We start from the raw sequence: 16,695 nt of genomic DNA on the forward strand, positions 1-16,695 counted from the left end.
GGTTCCGGTTCAGCGCGGCACGATGCCCTGGCAGACGTAGCGCAGGACCAGGCCGTCCTGCTTGTCCCACTGCACGCGCTCGATGGAGCCGGGGACTGCAGAGCCGTCCAGCACCGCGCCGCTCGCGCTTACCAGCTGCCACTGCTCCATGCGTACCCGCCCGGTGTTGCAATCGACGCTGCGCAGCGAGAACTGCCGGGTTCCCGCCGGATACCGGCCGCGCGCCTTCACCAGCACGTCGAGTTCGCGGAAGCTGCGGCCGAGGCCGCCTGCCGTCACGCTCGCCGCATCGACGCGGACGCTGCGGCCCAGCGCGGTCTCGACGTCGCGGGTGAACAGCCGCACCCAGCTGCCCGAAGCGGCGGTGAGCGTGGAAGTCGCCGCCGTTGCCGCGGCGAACGGCACGGTCGCCAGGGCCAGCGCGAGTGCGAGCCTCACAGCGGGTTTCCGTTCTCGTCGCGGTAGATGTCGCGGCGGCCGACGTGGTTGGCGGGGCCGACGTAGCCGTCCTGTTCCATGCGCTCCACCCACTTGGCGGCGGTGTTGTAGCCCACGCCCATCTGGCGCTGCAGCCAGGATACCGAGACCTTCTGGTTCTCGAACACGAGGTGGCAGACCTGGCGGTACTTGCGCTCGTCGGGCTGGTCCGAGGCGGTGGCGTCGAGGTCGTCGAAGCCGAAGCTGCCTTCCTCGGGCTCGTTGGTGACGGCATCGACGTAGTCGGGCTTGCCCTGTGCGCGCCAGTGGATCGCGACGTGTTCGACTTCCTCGTCCGACACGAACGGGCCGTGGACGCGCTTCACCGGGTCGGAGCTGGGCTTGTAGAGCATGTCGCCCTTGCCCAGCAGCTGCTCGGCGCCCTGTTCGCCCAAGATCGTGCGGCTGTCGATGCGGCTGGTGACGGCGAAGGACACGCGGGTCGGCAGGTTGGCCTTGATGACGCCGGTGATGACGTCCACCGAAGGACGCTGCGTCGCCATGATGAGGTGGATGCCCGCCGCGCGGCTCTTTTGCGAGAGGCGCTGGATCAGCACTTCGATCTCCTTGCCGACCGTGACCATGAGGTCGGCCAGCTCGTCGACGATGAGGACGATCTGCGGCAGCGTCTCGTAGTCGAGCTGGCGGTCTTCATACAGTTCCTCGCCGGTCTCGGGATCGAAGCCGATCTGGATGCGGCGGCCCAGCGGCTTGCCCTTGGCGGCGGCGGTGCGGACCTTCTCGTTGAAGCTGGCGAGGTTGCGGACCGAAATCTCGCTCATCTGGCGATAGCGGCGCTCCATTTCCTCGACCGCCCACTTCAGCGCGCGCACCGCCTTGGGCGGCTCGGTGACAACGGGCGAGAGCAGGTGCGGGATATCGTCGTAGCTTTTCAGCTCCAGCACCTTGGGATCGACGAGGATCAGGCGGCACTGAGCCGGGGTCAGGCGGTACAGCAGCGACAGCAGGATGGTGTTGAGGCCGACCGACTTGCCCGATCCGGTGGTGCCCGCGACCAGCAGGTGCGGCATCGTCGCAAGGTCCGCCACCACCGGCTCGCCGGCGATGTCCTTGCCCAGGATGATCGGCAGCATGCCCTTGTGATGGGCGAAGGCTTCCGAGGCGACCATCTCCTTGAAGGATACCATCTGGCGGTCGGCGTTGGGCAGTTCGATGCCCATCACCGTGCGGCCGGGGATCGAGGAGACGCGCGCCGAGATCGCCGACATGTTGCGGGCGATGTCGTCCGCCAGGCCGATCACGCGGCTGGCCTTGATGCCCGGCGCCGGCTCCAGTTCGTACATGGTGACGACCGGACCGGTGCGGACGGCCGTGATCTCGCCCTTGACGTTGAAGTCGTCGAGCACCGTCTCCAGCAGGCGCGCGTTACGTTCCAGGCTGAGCTTGTCGATCTTGGGCTGCGAATTGGGGGCCGGGTCGGCGAGCAGGTCCAGCGAGGGCAGCGCGTACTTGTCGAACATGTCCTTCTGGCGGCTCTCGGTGCCGAACTGCGCGGGCGTGGGCGCGGCCTTGGGGTCCGAGATTTCCGGAGCCTTGCGCGGCTTGTCCGATGCGGCCGAGGGCATTTCGGCGATGCGCGGCGCGGGGTCGGCCCGATCGGCGATCTCGGGGCGAGCGTCCTTCTTCTCGCGCCCTTTCGCCGGAGCATCCTCGGCAGCGGCGCGCTCGCCCGACAAGCCCGCGGGCAGGCGGCCGATGCGTCCCGGCAGCGTCAGCAACCGCGCCCAGTCGAGCGCGAAGACCCGTCCCGCCAGCATCAGGCCCAGCCCCAGGCACACCAGAGCGAGCGCGAACTTGATCCCGCCATGCGCCACTTCGGGGGCCAGGCCCGCGAGGCCGGTGATCGCCTTGGCGCCCAGCAGCCCGGAAATTCCGCCCATCGATGCAGGCAGCGAGCCGCCCGGCTTGGTGAACCACAGCGAGAGCACCGTAGCGATCAGCAGCATCGACAGCGCCAGCACGCTGACCGGCACCCACCAGCGCTGGTCGCTCGGCTCGATCTCGCCGTCGTCCTCCTCGACCAGCAGCCACAGCTTGCGGCCGAAGACGTAGAGCAGCGGCACCAGCAGCGCCGAGACCGGCCCGAACAGGAACAGTGCGCGCTCGGCCGTCCAGGCCCCGGCGCTGCCCATCCAGTTCTGCACCTCGCCCCCGGCGGCGGTGGAGGTGGAAGGGTCGGTCTGGTGGTAGCTCACCAGCGCGAGCGCGAGGAAGCCCATCGCCGCGAACAGCACCAGCGCCCCCGAAAGCTCTCCGGCGCGGCGCAGCGAGCGCTTGAGAACGGCGCGCCAGTCCGGCTTGGCGATGCGCCGGCCGGGCGCGATGGGGCGGGTGGCCATGATGAATTGTCCTCGGGAGTTCGGCGCGGATTATGCGGCGGGGTGGGACTCGGCGTCAAGAATGGATCGGGAACAGGGCTGTGGAGGGCCTTTACGAGGACAGCCCGTCGATCGCCGCCCAGCGCCCGATCCCGCGGGCCCGATGCGCCGTCATCCCGCCCAGGGCGATCACCGGCACTCGCGCCCGCGCCGCCAGCAGCCGGAAGCGCACCGGGCCCAGCGAGCGCCCGCCCGGATGCGAGGCCGTGGCGAAGACCGGCGAGAGCAGCACCGCGTCCGCCCGCCGCGCCCGCGCCAGTTCCCGCAGCGAATGCACCGTCACCAGCCGCAGCACCTGCGGGCCGCGCGCCAGCACCGCACCATAGGCGCCGTCCGCGCCCCAGCGCCGCGCCTGCCGCGCATCGCCGGCCAGCACGACGACATGCCCGAACCGCCGCGCCGTCCGTGCAAAAGCGTGAAACCGCGTGCGGCGCTCGTCGGACGGCAGGTGATAGTGGCGGAAGATCAGCCCCGAGCCCCTCGGCAGCTTCGCAAGTGCGCGTTCCAGCACCGCGTCGTTGCGCGCATCGCTGATGAGCCAAAGGCGAGGAAGGGACGACGCTACAAGGGACGACTGGCGGTTCGGCACGGGGACGCTATAGCACCGCGCCATGGATCAGCTAGAAGACATCCGCGAGCGCATCGCCAGTTCCGCCGCCATCGCCGGGCGCAGGCCCGAGGCCGTCGAACTCGTCGCCATTTCCAAGACTCACCCGGCCGAGGCGATCGCACCGCTGCTCGCCGCCGGGCAGCGCGTGTTCGGCGAGAACCGCGTGCAGGAGGCCGAGGCCAAGTGGCCCGCCTTGCGCGACGCTTACCCCGACGTGAAGCTGCACCTCGTCGGCCAGCTCCAGTCGAACAAGGCCGAGGACGCGGTCGCGCTGTTCGACTGCATCCACTCGCTCGACCGTCCTTCGCTCGTCGCTGCGCTCGGCAAGGCGATGGACAAGGCCGGGCGCAAGGTGCCCTGCTTCATCCAGGTCGACATCGGCGAGGAGGAACAGAAGGGCGGCTGCTCGCTCCCGGAAGTGCCCGCGCTGCTTGCCTCCGCGCGCGAGGCGGGGATTCCGGTGATCGGCCTGATGTGCGTGCCGCCGTTCGGGATCGAAGCCGCGCCGTTCTTCGCTCTGCTGGCGAAAGTGGCGGCGGACAATGGCCTCGACCAGCTGTCGATGGGCATGAGCGACGATTTCGAAACCGCCGTGCTGCTCGGCGCTACCCATGTGCGGGTGGGTAGTGCGTTGTTCGGTGCAAGGCCGAAGAACTGAGGGAAACGCAGGGGTTTACCACCCCTGCACCCCGTATATCGTCTAGATCCTGCGCGGAGCTACGTCATGCGCTGATGGTGCGTCGGGAGACATATAGCCTGCGGCGCAATGCGCGCAAAACCATGCTGCGCGCACCACGACGACAGTAATGGGGTCTGGGGCAATGGCCCCAGATTCTTCCCCTTATGCTTTCCGCTTACGTCGCCGTATCCAGCTCGTTGCCGGTCAGCGTCACGATATGCAGCAGGTTGGTCGAACCCGGCACGCCGAACGGCACGCCGGCCAGCGTCACCAGCCGCGATCCGGCCGCGCCGAAGCCGTGGCGCAGGGCCATGCGCTTGCCCTTGGCGATCATCTCCTCGAAGCTGCCGATGTCGCGGGTGACGACCGCGTGCGCGCCCCATAGCAGGGCGATGCGGCGGGCGGTGTTCTGCGAGGGGGTGAGCACCAGCATCGGCGCCGCCGGGCGTTCGCGCGCCACGCGGCGGGCGGAGATGCCCGAGCCGGTGAACACCACGATGCCCTCGATCGTCAGGGTATCGGCGATCTGCGCGCAGGCTTCGGACAGCGCGTCGGCGCTGGTGGCGTCGGGGGGTGTGTGGGTGAGGTGGATGCGCGCGCGGTAGGTGGTGTCGCTTTCGACCTTGGCGGCGATGCGGTCCATGATCGTCACCGCCTCGACCGGCCACTGGCCCGCCGCCGTCTCGGCCGAGAGCATCACCGCGTCGGCGCCGTCGTAGACCGCGTTCGCTACGTCCGAGACTTCGGCACGGGTCGGCGAGGGGCTCGTAATCATCGATTCGAGCATTTGCGTGGCGACCACCACCGGCTTGCCCTGCGCGCGGGTCTTCTCGATGATGTGCTTCTGGATCGGCGGCACTTCCTCGGGGAGAAGCTCGACGCCGAGATCGCCGCGGGCGACCATGATGCCGTCCGACAACTCGATGATCTCGTCGAGGCTTTCCACCGCTGCGGGCTTCTCGATCTTGGCCATGATCGCGCCCTGGCCACCGGACAGGCGGCGCGCTTCGGCGACGTCCTCCGGGCGCTGGACGAAGGAGAGGCCGATCCAGTCCGCCTTCTGCTCGACCGCGAAGGCGAGGTCGCGGCGGTCTTTCTCGGTCAGCGCCGGGATCGGGATCAGGGCGTCGGGAATGTTGACGCCCTTGCGGTCCGAGATCGGCCCGCCGACTTCGGCGCTGCACAGGATCGCGTCCGGTTCGGCACGGATGACGACGAGGCGCAGCTTGCCGTCGTCGATCAGCAGGCGCTGGCCCTTCTGGAGGATGCCGAAGAGTTCGGGATGCGGCAGGCACACGCGCTCGTCGTTGCCCGGGGCCGGGTCACGGTCGAGCGTGAAGTGGGCGCCGTGGCGCAGGAAGGCCTTGCCGCCCTCGAACTGGCCGACGCGCAGCTTGGGGCCTTGCAGGTCGCACAGGATGGCGACGGGGCGTTCCAGATCCTTCTCGACCGCGCGGATGTTGGCGATGGTTTCGCGGTGGGTGTCGTGGTCACCGTGGCTCATGTTTACGCGGAAGGCGTCGGCACCGGCCTTGAGCAGCTTGGCGATCGTTTCCTTGTCGCGGCTGGCGGGGCCGAGCGTGGCGAGGATCTTCACCTTGCGCTGGCGCTTGATGCCGCGATGGTGCGGCGAACGACGATAGGGCATGCTGCCCGAAGGAATGGTGCTGACCAAGTTAACTGCCTCTTCCGGAAACCGGCGTCCATATGGCAAAGGCTGCATTACAAACCAAGGACGATTGGCGCATTATGAACGGGCATGACCGCATTGATACGATAAATGACGCCGTGGCTGCGGCGGCCTTCCGGCGGCTGGTACGGCATCTGCAACACCGGACCGACACGCAGAACATCGATCTGATGGGCCTTGCAGGGTTCTGCCGCAACTGCCTGGCGGACTGGATTCGCGACGCCGGCTTCGAGGGCGACCGGGCCGAGGCGCGAGCAGTGATCCACGGAATGCCGTTCGAGGAATGGAAAGCGCAGCACCAGAGCGAGGCGACCCCCGAGCAGATCGCCCGCATGGAAGAGAGCGTGAAAAGGAACGCGCCCGGGCACTGATGTTCGTCATCCCGGCGCATGCCGGGACCGCGGGCAAGTCTTGAGGCGATGGCTCGCGCCGGGGCGCCCTGAAGCGACGGTCCGCCTAAAGACAGCCCACGGTTCCAGGTAGAGCCCGGGATGACGTCATTGTCAGGGCGTCGCCACCTTCATCAGCACGATCCCGCCGAGGATCAGCGCGGCGGCGAGCAACCGCAGGACGCTCGCCGCTTCGCCGAGGAACACGATGCCGGCCAGGAACGCGCCCACTGCGCCGATGCCGGTCCACACCGCATAAGCGGTGCCCAGCGGCAGCGCGCGCATGGCGGCGGCGAGAAGCCCGAAGCTGGCCAGCATCGCGGCGATCGTCACCAGGCTTGGCCACAGGCGGGTGAAGCCCTGCGACTGCTTCATGGAAAAGGCCCAGACCACTTCCAGCAGGCCGGCGACGAACAGGAGAACCCAGGGCATTCGGCAATCTCTATCTATAGCGCGATTGCCGGGCCGTCCCGGTCTTGAATTCCCCCTGCATGCAAGGAAATGCGAAGGAGGCGCGAACGTGGTCGGCGCACGAAGCAGATAGGGCGGGAGGAAAGCCGGGGCAACCCCGGGCCGTCCTCCACATGATTTCCACAGGGCGGCGCTTTGCCCGAATCCCCGTGTCTCGCTATCAGCCCCGACCAACCGATTCTCACGCATTTACCGGAGCACGTACCCCATGGCCGAAACCACCGACGATCGCCTGCGCCTGCTGATCGAGCGCGTCGAGCGTCTCGAGGAAGAAAAGAAGGGCATCTCGGACGACATCCGCGACGTCTACAACGAAGCCAAGGCGGTCGGCTACGACGTCAAGATCATGCGTGCCATCGTGCGTCTGCGGAAGATGAAGCCCGACGATCGCCGCGAGATGGACATGCTGCTCGACACCTACAAGTCGGCGCTCGGCATCGACTGAGGCCGTTTCCTCCCCGGGCCTTGCTCGGGGAGGGGGCCTCACCCCGCCATCTGCACCAGCGCCATTGCCGAGGCATTGGCGAGCGCATGCTGGAGCATCGCGCCAGGCAGGCCGATTCGCTGGCGGGTGAAGCCCAGCAGCAGTCCGGCCCACAATTGTGGCAGCACCATCGGCAGCGAGAGCGCCGAAATGGCCGGGTAGTTCATCAGGTGCACCCCGGCAAAGCCCAGCGCCACCAGCCAGAATAGCGCCGGATAGGCGGTGCGATAGGCAGCCGGTGCCTCCTCGCGCTTTCTCAGCCACAACCAGCCGCCGAGAGCGGCCACCGCGAGCACCAGCAGGGCGCCGGCCAGCACCAGCGGCGCCAGCGCCTTGGCGCTTGCAACCAGCACCGCGAAGACGACGAGGCAGCCCAGCAGCCACAAGGCGCGCGGGCGTCCGGTCTGCCAGCCCCGGAAGATCAGTTCCTCCAGAACCGGCGCGATGATGATCGTGATCGGCAGCAGCCAGCCTGCGGGCAGCTTGCCGAAGGCGTCGGGCAGCGGCAGGCCCATCGCCTTCTGGTAAAGCCCCAGCAGCGGCAGGATCACCACCAGCAGTCCGCCGACGTGCAGCACGGACAGCACGCAGAGCGAGGCCCAGGCCTCCCGCGATCGCAGGCCCTGCGGCGCCAATAGCCGCGGGCGTTTCAGGAAAATGCCCAGTTCGCGCAGGATCGCGGGGGGAGCGGTGAGGGTCTGCGTGGCCATGGGCGAGTTCTAGCCGGGCGGTCCTTGAGATTTGGTTTGCGCGATTTGGTCGCAGGCGCCGGAGAAGCCGACTCCGGTTGCCCTATGGGCCGCGCCTGTTGTAAGGCCCGCGCCACTTCATTCATCGCAAAGACCCGTGGGCGCCCATGGGCAGGTAACGAGCGGACCGATGGCAGGCCATTCCAAATTCAAGAACATCATGCATCGCAAGGGTGCGCAGGACAAGAAGCGCTCGGCGCAGTTCAGCAAGCTCTCTCGCGAAATCACCGTCGCGGCGAAGATGGGCATGCCCGACCCGGACATGAACCCGCGCCTGCGCGCCGCCGTCAACGCGGCCAAGGCGCAGTCGATGCCCAAGGACAACATCCAGCGCGCCATCGACAAGGCGAGCAAGGGCGACGCCGAGAACTACGAGGAAGTGCGCTACGAGGGCTATGGCCCCAGCGGCATCGCCATCATCGTCGAGGCGCTGACCGACAACCGCAACCGCACCGCCACCAACGTGCGTACCGCCTTCGCCAAGAACGGCGGCAACCTTGGCGCGAGCGGCGCGGTTTCGCACGGCTTTGAACGCCTCGGCCTGATCGAGTACCCCGGCAGCGTGGGCGATGAGGACAAGGTTCTCGAAGCCGCGATCGAGGCCGGCGCCGAAGACGTGCAGAGCGACATGGGCGACGGCGACGAGAACCCCGGCAGCCACCAGATCTGGGTTTCGGTCGATGCGCTCCACGAAGTCGCGCGCGAGCTGGAAAAGACCCTGGGCGAAGCCGAAGGCGTCAAGCTGGCATGGAAGCCCAACCTCACCGTCGATGTCGACGCGGACACCGTCAGCACGCTGATGAAGCTGGTCGACACTCTCGAAGACGACGACGACGTGCAGACCGTCTGGGGCAACTACGAGATCTCGGACGAGGTCATGGAAACGCTTGGCTAAAACCGGGGGCTAAGATGCTGGCACTGATCGCCCGCGCCCTGCTTTCGGGCGTTCTCATCGTGGCGATCGCGGAAATCGGCAAGCGCCTGCCCGCCCTGGGCGCGCTTGTCGCTTCGCTGCCGCTGGTCTCGGTACTCGGCATGATCCTGCTGTGGCAGGGCCGCCCGGATGCCGAGAACATGGCGGTTCATGCGGGGGCGACGTTCTGGTACGTGCTACCCTCGCTGCCAATGTTCCTGCTGATGCCGGTGCTGCTGCGGCATGGCGTGGGCTTCTGGATATCGCTGCTGGCGGGGTGCCTGCTGACCGTCGTGCTCTATTCGCTGACGATGCATTTCGGGCCGCGGCTCGGCCTGAAGGTCTGACCTGATGATTATCCTCGGCATCGACCCCGGCCTTACTTGCACCGGCTGGGGCGTCGTCGCCAAGAGCGGCAGCCGCCTCAGCCATGTCGCCAACGGGCAGATCCGCACCGACGCCAAGGCCGGGATGGCCGAGCGGCTGGTCGAACTCGACGCCGCGCTGACCGACGTGATCCTGCTCCACCGGCCCGATACCGGCGCGGTGGAGGAAGTCTTCGTCAACGTGAACCCGCAGTCCACCCTCAAGCTGGGGCAGGCGCGCGGCGTCGCGATGCTGTCGGTGGCGCGCGCGGGCATTCCGGTGGCGGAATATTCCACCAAGCTGGTGAAGAAGGCGATCGTCGGCACCGGCGGCGCCGCGAAGGCGCAGGTGCAGGCGATGCTCAAGGTGCTGCTGCCCGGCGTGACGCTGGCGGGCGAGGATGCCGCCGATGCGCTGGCGGTGGCGATCACCCATGCGAACATGCTGGGCAGCCACAGATAAAAGGGAAGTCCTGGGACCATCGCCCCAGACCCCCAAACTGTCGTCGTCGCGCGCGCAGCAGCGGCGGCCTCACATTGCGCCGCAGGCTTTCAATGTCTCCCGGTTCACCGTCTGACATGACGAAGCGGCGCGCGTGGCCTCGACGCTATACGGGGTGCAGGGGTGGTAAACCCCTGCGTCCTTCTTTTCCTCTGGCGCCCCGAATCCCTTCCTGCCATAGGAACAAACCATGATCGCCAAGCTGACAGGATTGCTCGACGACACCGGCGCCGACTGGGCCATCATCGACGTGAACGGCGTGGGCTACCTCGTCCATTGTTCGGCGCGCACGCTGGACCATCTCGGCATCCGGGGTGACCGCGTCGTCGTCCACACCGAGATGCAGGTTTCGGAGACCGACCAGCGCCTGATCGGCTTCACGTCGGGCGCGGAACGCAACTGGTTCCGCCTGCTGACGGCGGTGCAGGGCGTCGGCTCCAAGGTGGCGCTGGCGATCCTTTCGGCGCTGACGACCGAGGAACTGCAGCGTGCCTGCGCGGGCGGAGACAGCGCCATGGTGGCGCGCGCCAACGGTGTCGGCCCCAAGCTGGCGAGCCGAATCGTCAACGAACTCAAGGACAAGGCCGGCGGCATGCCGACCGCGCCCGGAGCGCCGGGCATCGCGGCGGCGGCGCCTGCGGGTTCGGCCAGCGCCGATGCCGTATCGGCCCTGCAGAACCTCGGCTTCAAGCCTGCGGTCGCGGCGACGGCGGTGGGCAAGGCGGTCGATCAGCTTGGCGAGGATGCGCCCTTGGGCGACCTCATGCGCGTGGCGCTGAAGTTGGCGACGGGGTGAAGATCATGTCTCAGGTCAAACTCGACATTCCTGCAGAGGAATTCCGGTGGATCGAAAGTAAGGTTTCGCAAGGGCGCTTCCTCGATGCTTCTGAATATGTCCGGCATCTTGTTCGCCGTGATTTGGAGCGTACGGAGCAGGAAGCGACCAGATCACGGCATCCGCTCAAATGAGCTTCGGGGATGAACACGAGGATCGACAGCCGCCGCGGATTCTGCCGACGATTCTTGGGCTCGTGGCAAGCCCGATTAGCATCGCCCTCGTGCTATGCGTTATATCTTGGCCCTTTGCGCTTGGATTTATCGGACTGGCATTGCCGCTATGCCTTTTGATTGGTGTTCCCGTCGCGCTCGGTGTCAGAAAGCGAATGGCGCTGTCGTTTCCAAATTGCGCAGTAACGGGCGGAATATCCGGGTTTCTGACCGGGCTTGTGATCATGATCGTGGCGGCCATGCGCGACACGTATTATGAGATTGGCGGCTCTTTCTTCATACTGGCCTTTGGTGGCGTTGTGTGTGGAGGCATAGCTTTCCCGTGGATCAGATGGCTGGATCTGCGCTTTCCAGCTACGGGCAAATCATGACCGACAACCCCATCCTTTCCCCCAATCGCCAGGTCGAGGACGCCGACGCGGCGCTTCGGCCCAAGACGCTCGCCGAATTCGTCGGGCAGGCAGCGGCCAAGGACAATCTCCACGTCTTCATCGAAAGCGCCAAGTCGCGGCGCGAGGCGATGGACCATGTGCTGTTCTTCGGGCCACCGGGCCTCGGCAAGACGACGCTGGCGCAGATCGTCGCGCGCGAACTGGGGGTGGGCTTCCGCGCCACCTCCGGCCCGGTCATCGCCAAGGCGGGCGACCTGGCCGCGCTGCTGACCAATCTGGAGCAGGGCGACGTCCTGTTCATCGACGAGATCCACCGCCTCAATCCCGTGGTCGAGGAAGTGCTCTACCCGGCGATGGAGGACCGCGCGCTCGACCTCATCATCGGCGAGGGGCCTTCGGCGCGCTCGGTGCGGATCGACCTGCCGCCCTTCACGCTGATCGGCGCGACGACGCGGCAGGGCCTGCTGCAGACGCCGCTGCGCGATCGCTTCGGCATTCCGGTGCGCCTGCAGTTCTACTCGGTCGAGGAACTGGAGAAGGTCGTCAGCCGCGGCGCCGGATTGCTCGGCATCGGCATCGACCGGGGCGGGGCGACCGAGATCGCCCGGCGCGCACGGGGCACGCCGCGTGTCGCGGGCCGGCTGATGCGCCGCGTGCGAGACTTCGCGCATGTCGCCGGCTCCGACGTCATCACCCGCGCCATCGCCGACGATTCGCTGACCCGGCTGGAGGTCGATTCGATCGGCCTCGACGCGCAGGATCGCCGCTATCTCAGGATGATAGCGGATATCTACAAGGGCGGCCCGGTGGGTGTGGAAACGCTGGCCGCCGGCCTGTCCGAGCCGCGCGACACGATCGAGGAAGTGATCGAGCCCTACCTCATCCAGCTGGGCCTCGTCGCCCGCACGGCGCGGGGGCGCTGCCTCAACGATCGCGGCTGGAATCACCTCGGGATGACCCCGCCGGCGGGCCCTCAGGGCGGGCTGTTCGATTCGGAGGGCTGAGCGCCGCGGAAGGGCCGGCGGGCCGGCAAAACGTCGGCCTGCTTTACAACCGGGCGAAAGGACAGTCCCGTTTCGGTACACCTCTTGGGTTAGAATGATAAATTAACCGAGTTTCCCGCATCGGGACGCTGAATTTCGGGTGAATGGCGTTGCCGCATTAACCTGTCTCTGCGTTGTTTCTGGCAGATGGAACGCGAATGTCCCGAGAGGGTTTCGCGGCTCCTGTGCGAAACCAAAGAGAGCAACGCATTATGTCGGTTCGGATGGCCCTTGCGAAATTGTCCGCCTGCGCGGCGGGCTGCGCCATCATCGGTGGCGGCGCCGTTCATGTGGCGGAGACCCAGTCGGCGAAGACCGAGTACCGCAAGGTCAAGATGGCCAAGGCCGCTCCGGTGAAGACCGTGAAGCGTCCCGCCCAGCGCATCGTGCGCAAGGACCAGCCCCGCACCACCAAGCGCGTGCGCAAGATCATCAAGCGCACCTGCTGCGACCAGCCGCAGATGGCGATGGTGCCGATGCCGCCTCCCTACACGCCGTCGGGTTCGGGCCCGTCCTATGCAGGCGGCAGCGGCGGTGCGCCGGTGGTGATCGGTGGCGGCGGCGGTGGCTTCGGCGGCTTTGGCGGAGGGTTCTTCGGCGGCTTCTTCGGTGGCGGCGGCAGCAGCGGGGGCGGCAGCGTGGTCATCACCTCGACGACGACCGGCGGCACCACCTCGACTTCCGGCAATGTCTCGACGACCAGTTCGACGACTTCGGGGAACGTCTTCACCTCGACCTCCTCGGGCAATGTCTCGTCCACGACTTCGGGCAACGTCTCCACTTCGGGCAACGTATCGTCCACCACCTCGGGCAACGTCACCTCGACCACGACGACCTCGGGCAACGTGACCAGCACGAGCAGCACCAGCTCGTCGTCCTCGTCCTCCAGCTCCTCGTCGTCGAGTTCGTCCTCGTCGAGTTCGTCGAGCGGCGGGCACCATTCCTCGGGCGGGCATGACCACTCGTCGGGCGGCGCCACCTCGACCGGTTCGAGCAGCTCGTCTTCCGGATCGTCCTCGTCGTCCTCGAGCAGTTCGGGATCTTCGAGTTCCTCCTCGTCTTCGTCGTCGTCGAGTTCCTCGTCGTCGTCCAGCTCGACCTCGGGCGGTTCGACCGGCACGACCTCGGGCGGCACCGACGTGCCCGCACCGCCGATGCTGATCCTGTTCGGCGCCGCTGCTGCCGCGATCGTCGGGCGCCGCCGCCTCTCGCGCGGGAAGGCGGTAGCCGCCTGAACTAGACCGTACATGGGGACAGGCGCTGCCCGCAGCGCCTGATGTGGGAGGGCGATGTAGGCGGACGTCGCCCTTTTCCGTTGCTCAGCGTACCTCGAAAGCCTCCGGCGCAAGGCCGTCCAGCCGCCGCCGGTGCATTTCGGCGAAGGCCTGCTCCACCCGCCGGGTATAACCGATCGTATCGAACAGCGGGTGCGTGCTCCGGTTGGCCGCCAGCCGCGCCCGCAGCGCTGTGAGCCGCTCCGGATCGCGGGCGAGCGCCAGCGCAGTCGCGGCATAGGCCTCGCGGCTTTCCACCGCCATCTCCGGCAGGCCGATCGCATGGACGAGGCTGGCGGCGACGCGCGCGGCGAACTGGTAGCCGGCCAGCGTCAGCACCGGCAGCCCGGCCCATAGCGCATCGCTGGCGGTGGTATGGGCATTGACGGCGAAGGTATCGAGGAACAGGTCGGCATGGACCAGCCGCCCCAGATGCTCGGCATGGGGCAGCGGCGCGGCGAAGACCAGCCGTGCCGGATCGACCCCGCGCGCGGCCGCCTCGCGTTGGAGGTTCGCCTCGGCCCAGGGATTGGTGCGCAGCAGCCACAGCACGCTGCCCTCGACCTCGCGCAGGAGCGTCATCCACACGTCCCACTCGGCGGGCGAGATCTTGTAGCACTGGTTGAAGCTGGCGAAGACGAAGCCCTTTGGCGGCAGGCCCCAGCCCTGGCGGCCGCGCCGGTCCGCCGCGATCGGCCGGGCATCGTCGTTGGCCTGGTAGCAGTGGGCGAGGCGCACCACCTTCTCGTCGAGGAACGCCTCGGCGCCGGGGGGCACGGTCACCCGGTCGGCGATCATGTAGTCCATGGAGGCGTGGCCGATGGTGCCCGGATAACCCATCCAGCTGACCTGCACCGGCGCCAGCCGGTGCCCGAACAGGCGCGTGCGGGTGCCCAGCGTATAGCCCTTGAGGTCCACCGCGATGTCCAGCCCCTGCGCGCGGGCAAGGGCGACCACGTCCTCGTCGCGCATCGCCGCGATCGCGGTGAAGCTTTCCGCCTGCGCGCGCAGCGCCCGCCGGGCGGCGTCGGCCTCGCGCATGGGGCCGTAGCTGAAGCAGTGGGCGGCGAAGCGCGCGGCATCGTGCGCGCGGAAGAACCCCGCCATCAGGTGCATCGTCGCATGATCGTGGAAGTCGGCCGAGAAGTAGCCGATGCGGATGCGGCCGTCCGGGGCGGGCGGCGGATCGGGCAGGGGGCCGGCCACCTGCGGGAACATCCGGGCGGCGCAGGCGCGCGAGCGGCGCTGCTGGTGCGCGGGATCGTCGACGAAGGGCAGCGAGGCGAAGGGCTGCACCGCCGCCGCATCGGGCCGGTCGGTCAGCGCATATTCGCCGCGTCGGTGCCAGTCGCAGACGTGCGCTTCCTCGAACAGCGCCTGGAGCCGGGCCGAGGCGTCGTGCGGATCGACCGCCAGGGCACCGCGGAAGGCGGCGATGGCGGCGGTGCGCTCGCCCTTGAGTGAGAGCGCCTTGCCCCGGTTGACCAGCGCCGGTCGGTGCCGAGGATCGGCGAGGAGGGCGCGGTCGAACGCCGCCAGCGCCTCGTCCGCGTGCTGGTCGGCCAGCAACTGCGCGCCCATGTTGTTGAGCGCGTCGGCGTGGCCCGGGCGCAGGCTTGCGACGGCGGTGAAGCAGGCGATCGCATCGGCCCGCCGCCCCTGCCGGGCGCGCAGGTTGCCGAGGTTGTAATGGGCATCGACGTAGTCCGGCGCGATGGCGATCGCTTCCTCGAACAGGTGCGCGGCCTCGTCGAGGCGGTCGCCGGCTTCGAGCAGCCCGGCCAGATTGTAGCGCGCGTCGGCATAGTCGGGGGCGCGGGAGACGACTTCGCGCAGCACCGCCTCGGCTTCCTCGTCACGGCCCTGGCGGCGCAGCGCGACCGAGAGGTTGTTGCAGGCGGCGCGGGCGTGGGGATCGGCGGCGACGGCGCGGCGGAAGGCAACCTCGGCGCCGAGGTCGTCGCCCAGTTCCAGCATCGCCGCGCCGAGCAGGGTGTGGACCCCGTGGGCATGCGGATGCGCGCGCGACAGTGCCTCGCCGCACGCGGCCGCCTCGGCCATGCGCCCGGCCTCGAAGGCGGCGACCATGCGGTCGAACTGGAGCTGTGCCGGGGTATCGGCATCGAGCGCCCTGAGCCCCTCGAGCGCGCGGGCATTGCGCGGGTGGCGCTCCAGCACCTGCCGGTAGAGTACGCGCGCCGCTTCGGGATCGCCGCGCCGGGCCGCGCTTTTTGCCTTCAGCAACAGGCTTTCCAGTCCGTTCATGGGCTGGTGCATAAGCGAACATGCCTTACGCGCGATCACCGCTGGGCTACGGGAAAATGCGGCTCCCGAGATCGCCCGAAGCACCGGCCCGGATGACGATCGGATACATCCCGGAACCCCGCCTGTGCGATTATAACACATGTTCAGCATTTTCCATTGACGCTGCACGGTGCCGGCGGCAGCCAATGCATACGAAATGACGGCGAAACGATCACCGGGAGAGCATTGAAGATGACCCAACCGCTCGCAGGAAAAGTCGCGCTCGTGACCGGGGCGTCCTCCGGCATCGGCGAGGCGGCGGCGCTGTGCCTGGCCGAGGCCGGGGCCACGGTGGCGCTGTCGGCACGGCGGGCCGAGCGGCTTGCCGGCCTCGTCGCCCGGATCGAGGAAGCAGGGGGCAGGGCGATCGCCATCCCCGGCGACATGGCGGTGGAGGACGATGCCCGCCGTGCCGTCGCCGAGACGGTGGAGAGGCTGGGGCGCATCGACATCCTCGTCAATTCGGCCGGGATCATGGAGGCGGGCGGGATCGAGAACTGCGACACCGCGATCTACCGTCGCGTCATCGACATCAACCTGATGGGCACGGTCTACACCAGCGCCGCCGCCGTGCCGCACATGCTGGAGCAAGGGGTGGGCGACATCATCACCATCTCCTCGCTGGCGGGGCGCAAGGGCGGGCCGATGACCAGCGCCTATTCGGCCAGTAAGCACGCGGTCAACTTCATGACCGACGGGATGCGGCAGGAGCTGGGTGGCCGCAACATCCGCGTCACCACGCTGATGCCCGGCGCCACCGAGACCGAGGTGGGCGACAACATCTCCGACCCGAACTGGCGCGCCGCGATCCAGGCGCATGTGGCGAAGGACGGCGCGGTCAAGCCGCGCGACATCGGCGAGGCCATCGTCTTCATCCTGGCGATGCCGCGCCGCACCAACATCTCGGAAATTTCGATCCGGCCGACGATCGATACCTCGGCCTAAG

General features: G+C 67.9%; 19 protein-coding genes. 10 read left to right on the forward strand and 9 right to left on the reverse strand.

Going from position 1 to position 16,695, the window contains the following annotated elements; translation table 11 throughout:
* Positions 1-9 precede the first annotated feature (9 nt).
* The 3 genes from V2S85_RS09115 to V2S85_RS09125 all read right to left on the reverse strand — a co-directional run bounded on the left by V2S85_RS09115 (position 10) and on the right by V2S85_RS09125 (position 3,489).
* Positions 10-438 carry a hypothetical protein gene (locus tag V2S85_RS09115; protein ID WP_330702547.1) on the reverse strand — a complete coding sequence of 143 codons (429 nt, stop codon included), beginning with the start codon at positions 436-438 and terminating at the stop codon, positions 10-12.
* Positions 435-2,837, reverse strand: coding sequence for a DNA translocase FtsK (locus tag V2S85_RS09120; RefSeq protein WP_330702548.1), 2,403 nt, complete (start codon positions 2,835-2,837; stop codon positions 435-437). Before V2S85_RS09120 ends, V2S85_RS09115 begins: the two co-directional genes overlap by 4 nt.
* A gap of 91 nt (positions 2,838-2,928) precedes the next feature.
* Positions 2,929-3,489, reverse strand: a complete 561-nt coding sequence (locus tag V2S85_RS09125; RefSeq protein ID WP_330702549.1) for a thiamine phosphate synthase — start codon at positions 3,487-3,489, stop codon at positions 2,929-2,931.
* Here V2S85_RS09125 and V2S85_RS09130 point away from each other — a divergent pair.
* Entirely contained in the window at positions 3,488-4,144 is a 657-nt protein-coding gene (locus V2S85_RS09130; RefSeq protein WP_330702550.1) for a YggS family pyridoxal phosphate-dependent enzyme, read from the forward strand. The genes V2S85_RS09125 and V2S85_RS09130 overlap by 2 nt on opposite strands.
* Positions 4,145-4,340: 196 nt before the next feature.
* Here V2S85_RS09130 and pyk read toward each other — a convergent pair whose 3' ends face one another.
* Positions 4,341-5,813, reverse strand: a complete 1,473-nt coding sequence (gene pyk / locus V2S85_RS09135; RefSeq protein WP_330702643.1) for a pyruvate kinase — start codon at positions 5,811-5,813, stop codon at positions 4,341-4,343.
* Positions 5,814-5,914: 101 nt separating this feature from the next.
* Between pyk and V2S85_RS09140 the strand changes: the two genes are divergently transcribed.
* On the forward strand, positions 5,915-6,226 hold the full coding sequence (locus tag V2S85_RS09140) for a DUF1244 domain-containing protein (RefSeq protein ID WP_330702644.1): 312 nt from the start codon (positions 5,915-5,917) through the stop codon (positions 6,224-6,226).
* A 132-nt stretch (positions 6,227-6,358) separates the two neighbouring features.
* On the opposite strand, the gene sugE is transcribed toward V2S85_RS09140, so the two are convergent.
* Positions 6,359-6,676: a quaternary ammonium compound efflux SMR transporter SugE gene (sugE, locus tag V2S85_RS09145; protein WP_330702551.1), complete on the reverse strand. Its 318-nt coding sequence runs from the start codon at positions 6,674-6,676 to the stop codon at positions 6,359-6,361.
* Positions 6,677-6,923: 247 nt separating this feature from the next.
* On the opposite strand from sugE, the gene V2S85_RS09150 reads away from it, so the two are divergent.
* A complete protein-coding gene (locus tag V2S85_RS09150; RefSeq protein ID WP_008827998.1) occupies positions 6,924-7,160 on the forward strand; it encodes a DUF2312 domain-containing protein in 237 nt (78 codons plus the stop codon).
* A gap of 38 nt (positions 7,161-7,198) precedes the next feature.
* Here the strand turns inward: V2S85_RS09150 and V2S85_RS09155 are convergent, their stop codons facing one another.
* On the reverse strand, positions 7,199-7,909 hold the full coding sequence (locus tag V2S85_RS09155) for a type II CAAX prenyl endopeptidase Rce1 family protein (RefSeq protein WP_330702552.1): 711 nt from the start codon (positions 7,907-7,909) through the stop codon (positions 7,199-7,201).
* A gap of 169 nt (positions 7,910-8,078) precedes the next feature.
* Between V2S85_RS09155 and V2S85_RS09160 the strand changes: the two genes are divergently transcribed.
* The 6 genes from V2S85_RS09160 to ruvB all read left to right on the forward strand — a co-directional run bounded on the left by V2S85_RS09160 (position 8,079) and on the right by ruvB (position 12,132).
* A complete protein-coding gene (locus V2S85_RS09160) occupies positions 8,079-8,843 on the forward strand; it encodes a YebC/PmpR family DNA-binding transcriptional regulator (RefSeq protein WP_008827995.1) in 765 nt (254 codons plus the stop codon).
* Positions 8,844-8,857: 14 nt separating this feature from the next.
* On the forward strand, positions 8,858-9,208 hold the full coding sequence (locus V2S85_RS09165) for a DUF3147 family protein (protein ID WP_330702553.1): 351 nt from the start codon (positions 8,858-8,860) through the stop codon (positions 9,206-9,208).
* A 4-nt stretch (positions 9,209-9,212) separates the two neighbouring features.
* On the forward strand, positions 9,213-9,689 hold the full coding sequence (gene ruvC / locus V2S85_RS09170; protein WP_330702554.1) for a crossover junction endodeoxyribonuclease RuvC: 477 nt from the start codon (positions 9,213-9,215) through the stop codon (positions 9,687-9,689).
* Positions 9,690-9,918: 229 nt separating this feature from the next.
* Positions 9,919-10,524 (forward strand): Holliday junction branch migration protein RuvA, encoded by a 606-nt coding sequence (ruvA, locus tag V2S85_RS09175; RefSeq protein WP_330702555.1) that lies wholly within the window; start codon positions 9,919-9,921, stop codon positions 10,522-10,524.
* Positions 10,525-10,693: 169 nt separating this feature from the next.
* Positions 10,694-11,107 (forward strand): hypothetical protein, encoded by a 414-nt coding sequence (locus V2S85_RS09180; RefSeq protein WP_330702556.1) that lies wholly within the window; start codon positions 10,694-10,696, stop codon positions 11,105-11,107.
* Complete coding sequence (gene ruvB, locus V2S85_RS09185; protein WP_330702557.1) at positions 11,104-12,132, forward strand: Holliday junction branch migration DNA helicase RuvB; 1,029 nt, start codon at positions 11,104-11,106, stop codon at positions 12,130-12,132. Before V2S85_RS09180 ends, ruvB begins: the two co-directional genes overlap by 4 nt.
* Before the next feature lie 325 nt (positions 12,133-12,457).
* Here ruvB and V2S85_RS09190 read toward each other — a convergent pair whose 3' ends face one another.
* The 3 genes from V2S85_RS09190 to V2S85_RS09200 all read right to left on the reverse strand — a co-directional run bounded on the left by V2S85_RS09190 (position 12,458) and on the right by V2S85_RS09200 (position 15,722).
* Positions 12,458-12,604, reverse strand: a complete 147-nt coding sequence (locus V2S85_RS09190) for a hypothetical protein (RefSeq protein ID WP_330702558.1) — start codon at positions 12,602-12,604, stop codon at positions 12,458-12,460.
* An 81-nt stretch (positions 12,605-12,685) separates the two neighbouring features.
* Complete coding sequence (locus V2S85_RS09195; RefSeq protein ID WP_330702559.1) at positions 12,686-13,420, reverse strand: hypothetical protein; 735 nt, start codon at positions 13,418-13,420, stop codon at positions 12,686-12,688.
* 70 nt (positions 13,421-13,490) lie between these two features.
* Positions 13,491-15,722 carry a tetratricopeptide repeat protein gene (locus tag V2S85_RS09200; RefSeq protein ID WP_330702560.1) on the reverse strand — a complete coding sequence of 744 codons (2,232 nt, stop codon included), beginning with the start codon at positions 15,720-15,722 and terminating at the stop codon, positions 13,491-13,493.
* Between the two features lie 219 nt (positions 15,723-15,941).
* Between V2S85_RS09200 and V2S85_RS09205 the strand changes: the two genes are divergently transcribed.
* Positions 15,942-16,694: an SDR family oxidoreductase gene (locus tag V2S85_RS09205; RefSeq protein WP_330702561.1), complete on the forward strand. Its 753-nt coding sequence runs from the start codon at positions 15,942-15,944 to the stop codon at positions 16,692-16,694.
* Position 16,695 lies beyond the last annotated feature (1 nt).

The sequence above is a fragment of the Novosphingobium resinovorum genome (assembly GCF_036352595.1).
Lineage (GTDB): Bacteria > Pseudomonadota > Alphaproteobacteria > Sphingomonadales > Sphingomonadaceae > Novosphingobium > Novosphingobium resinovorum_B.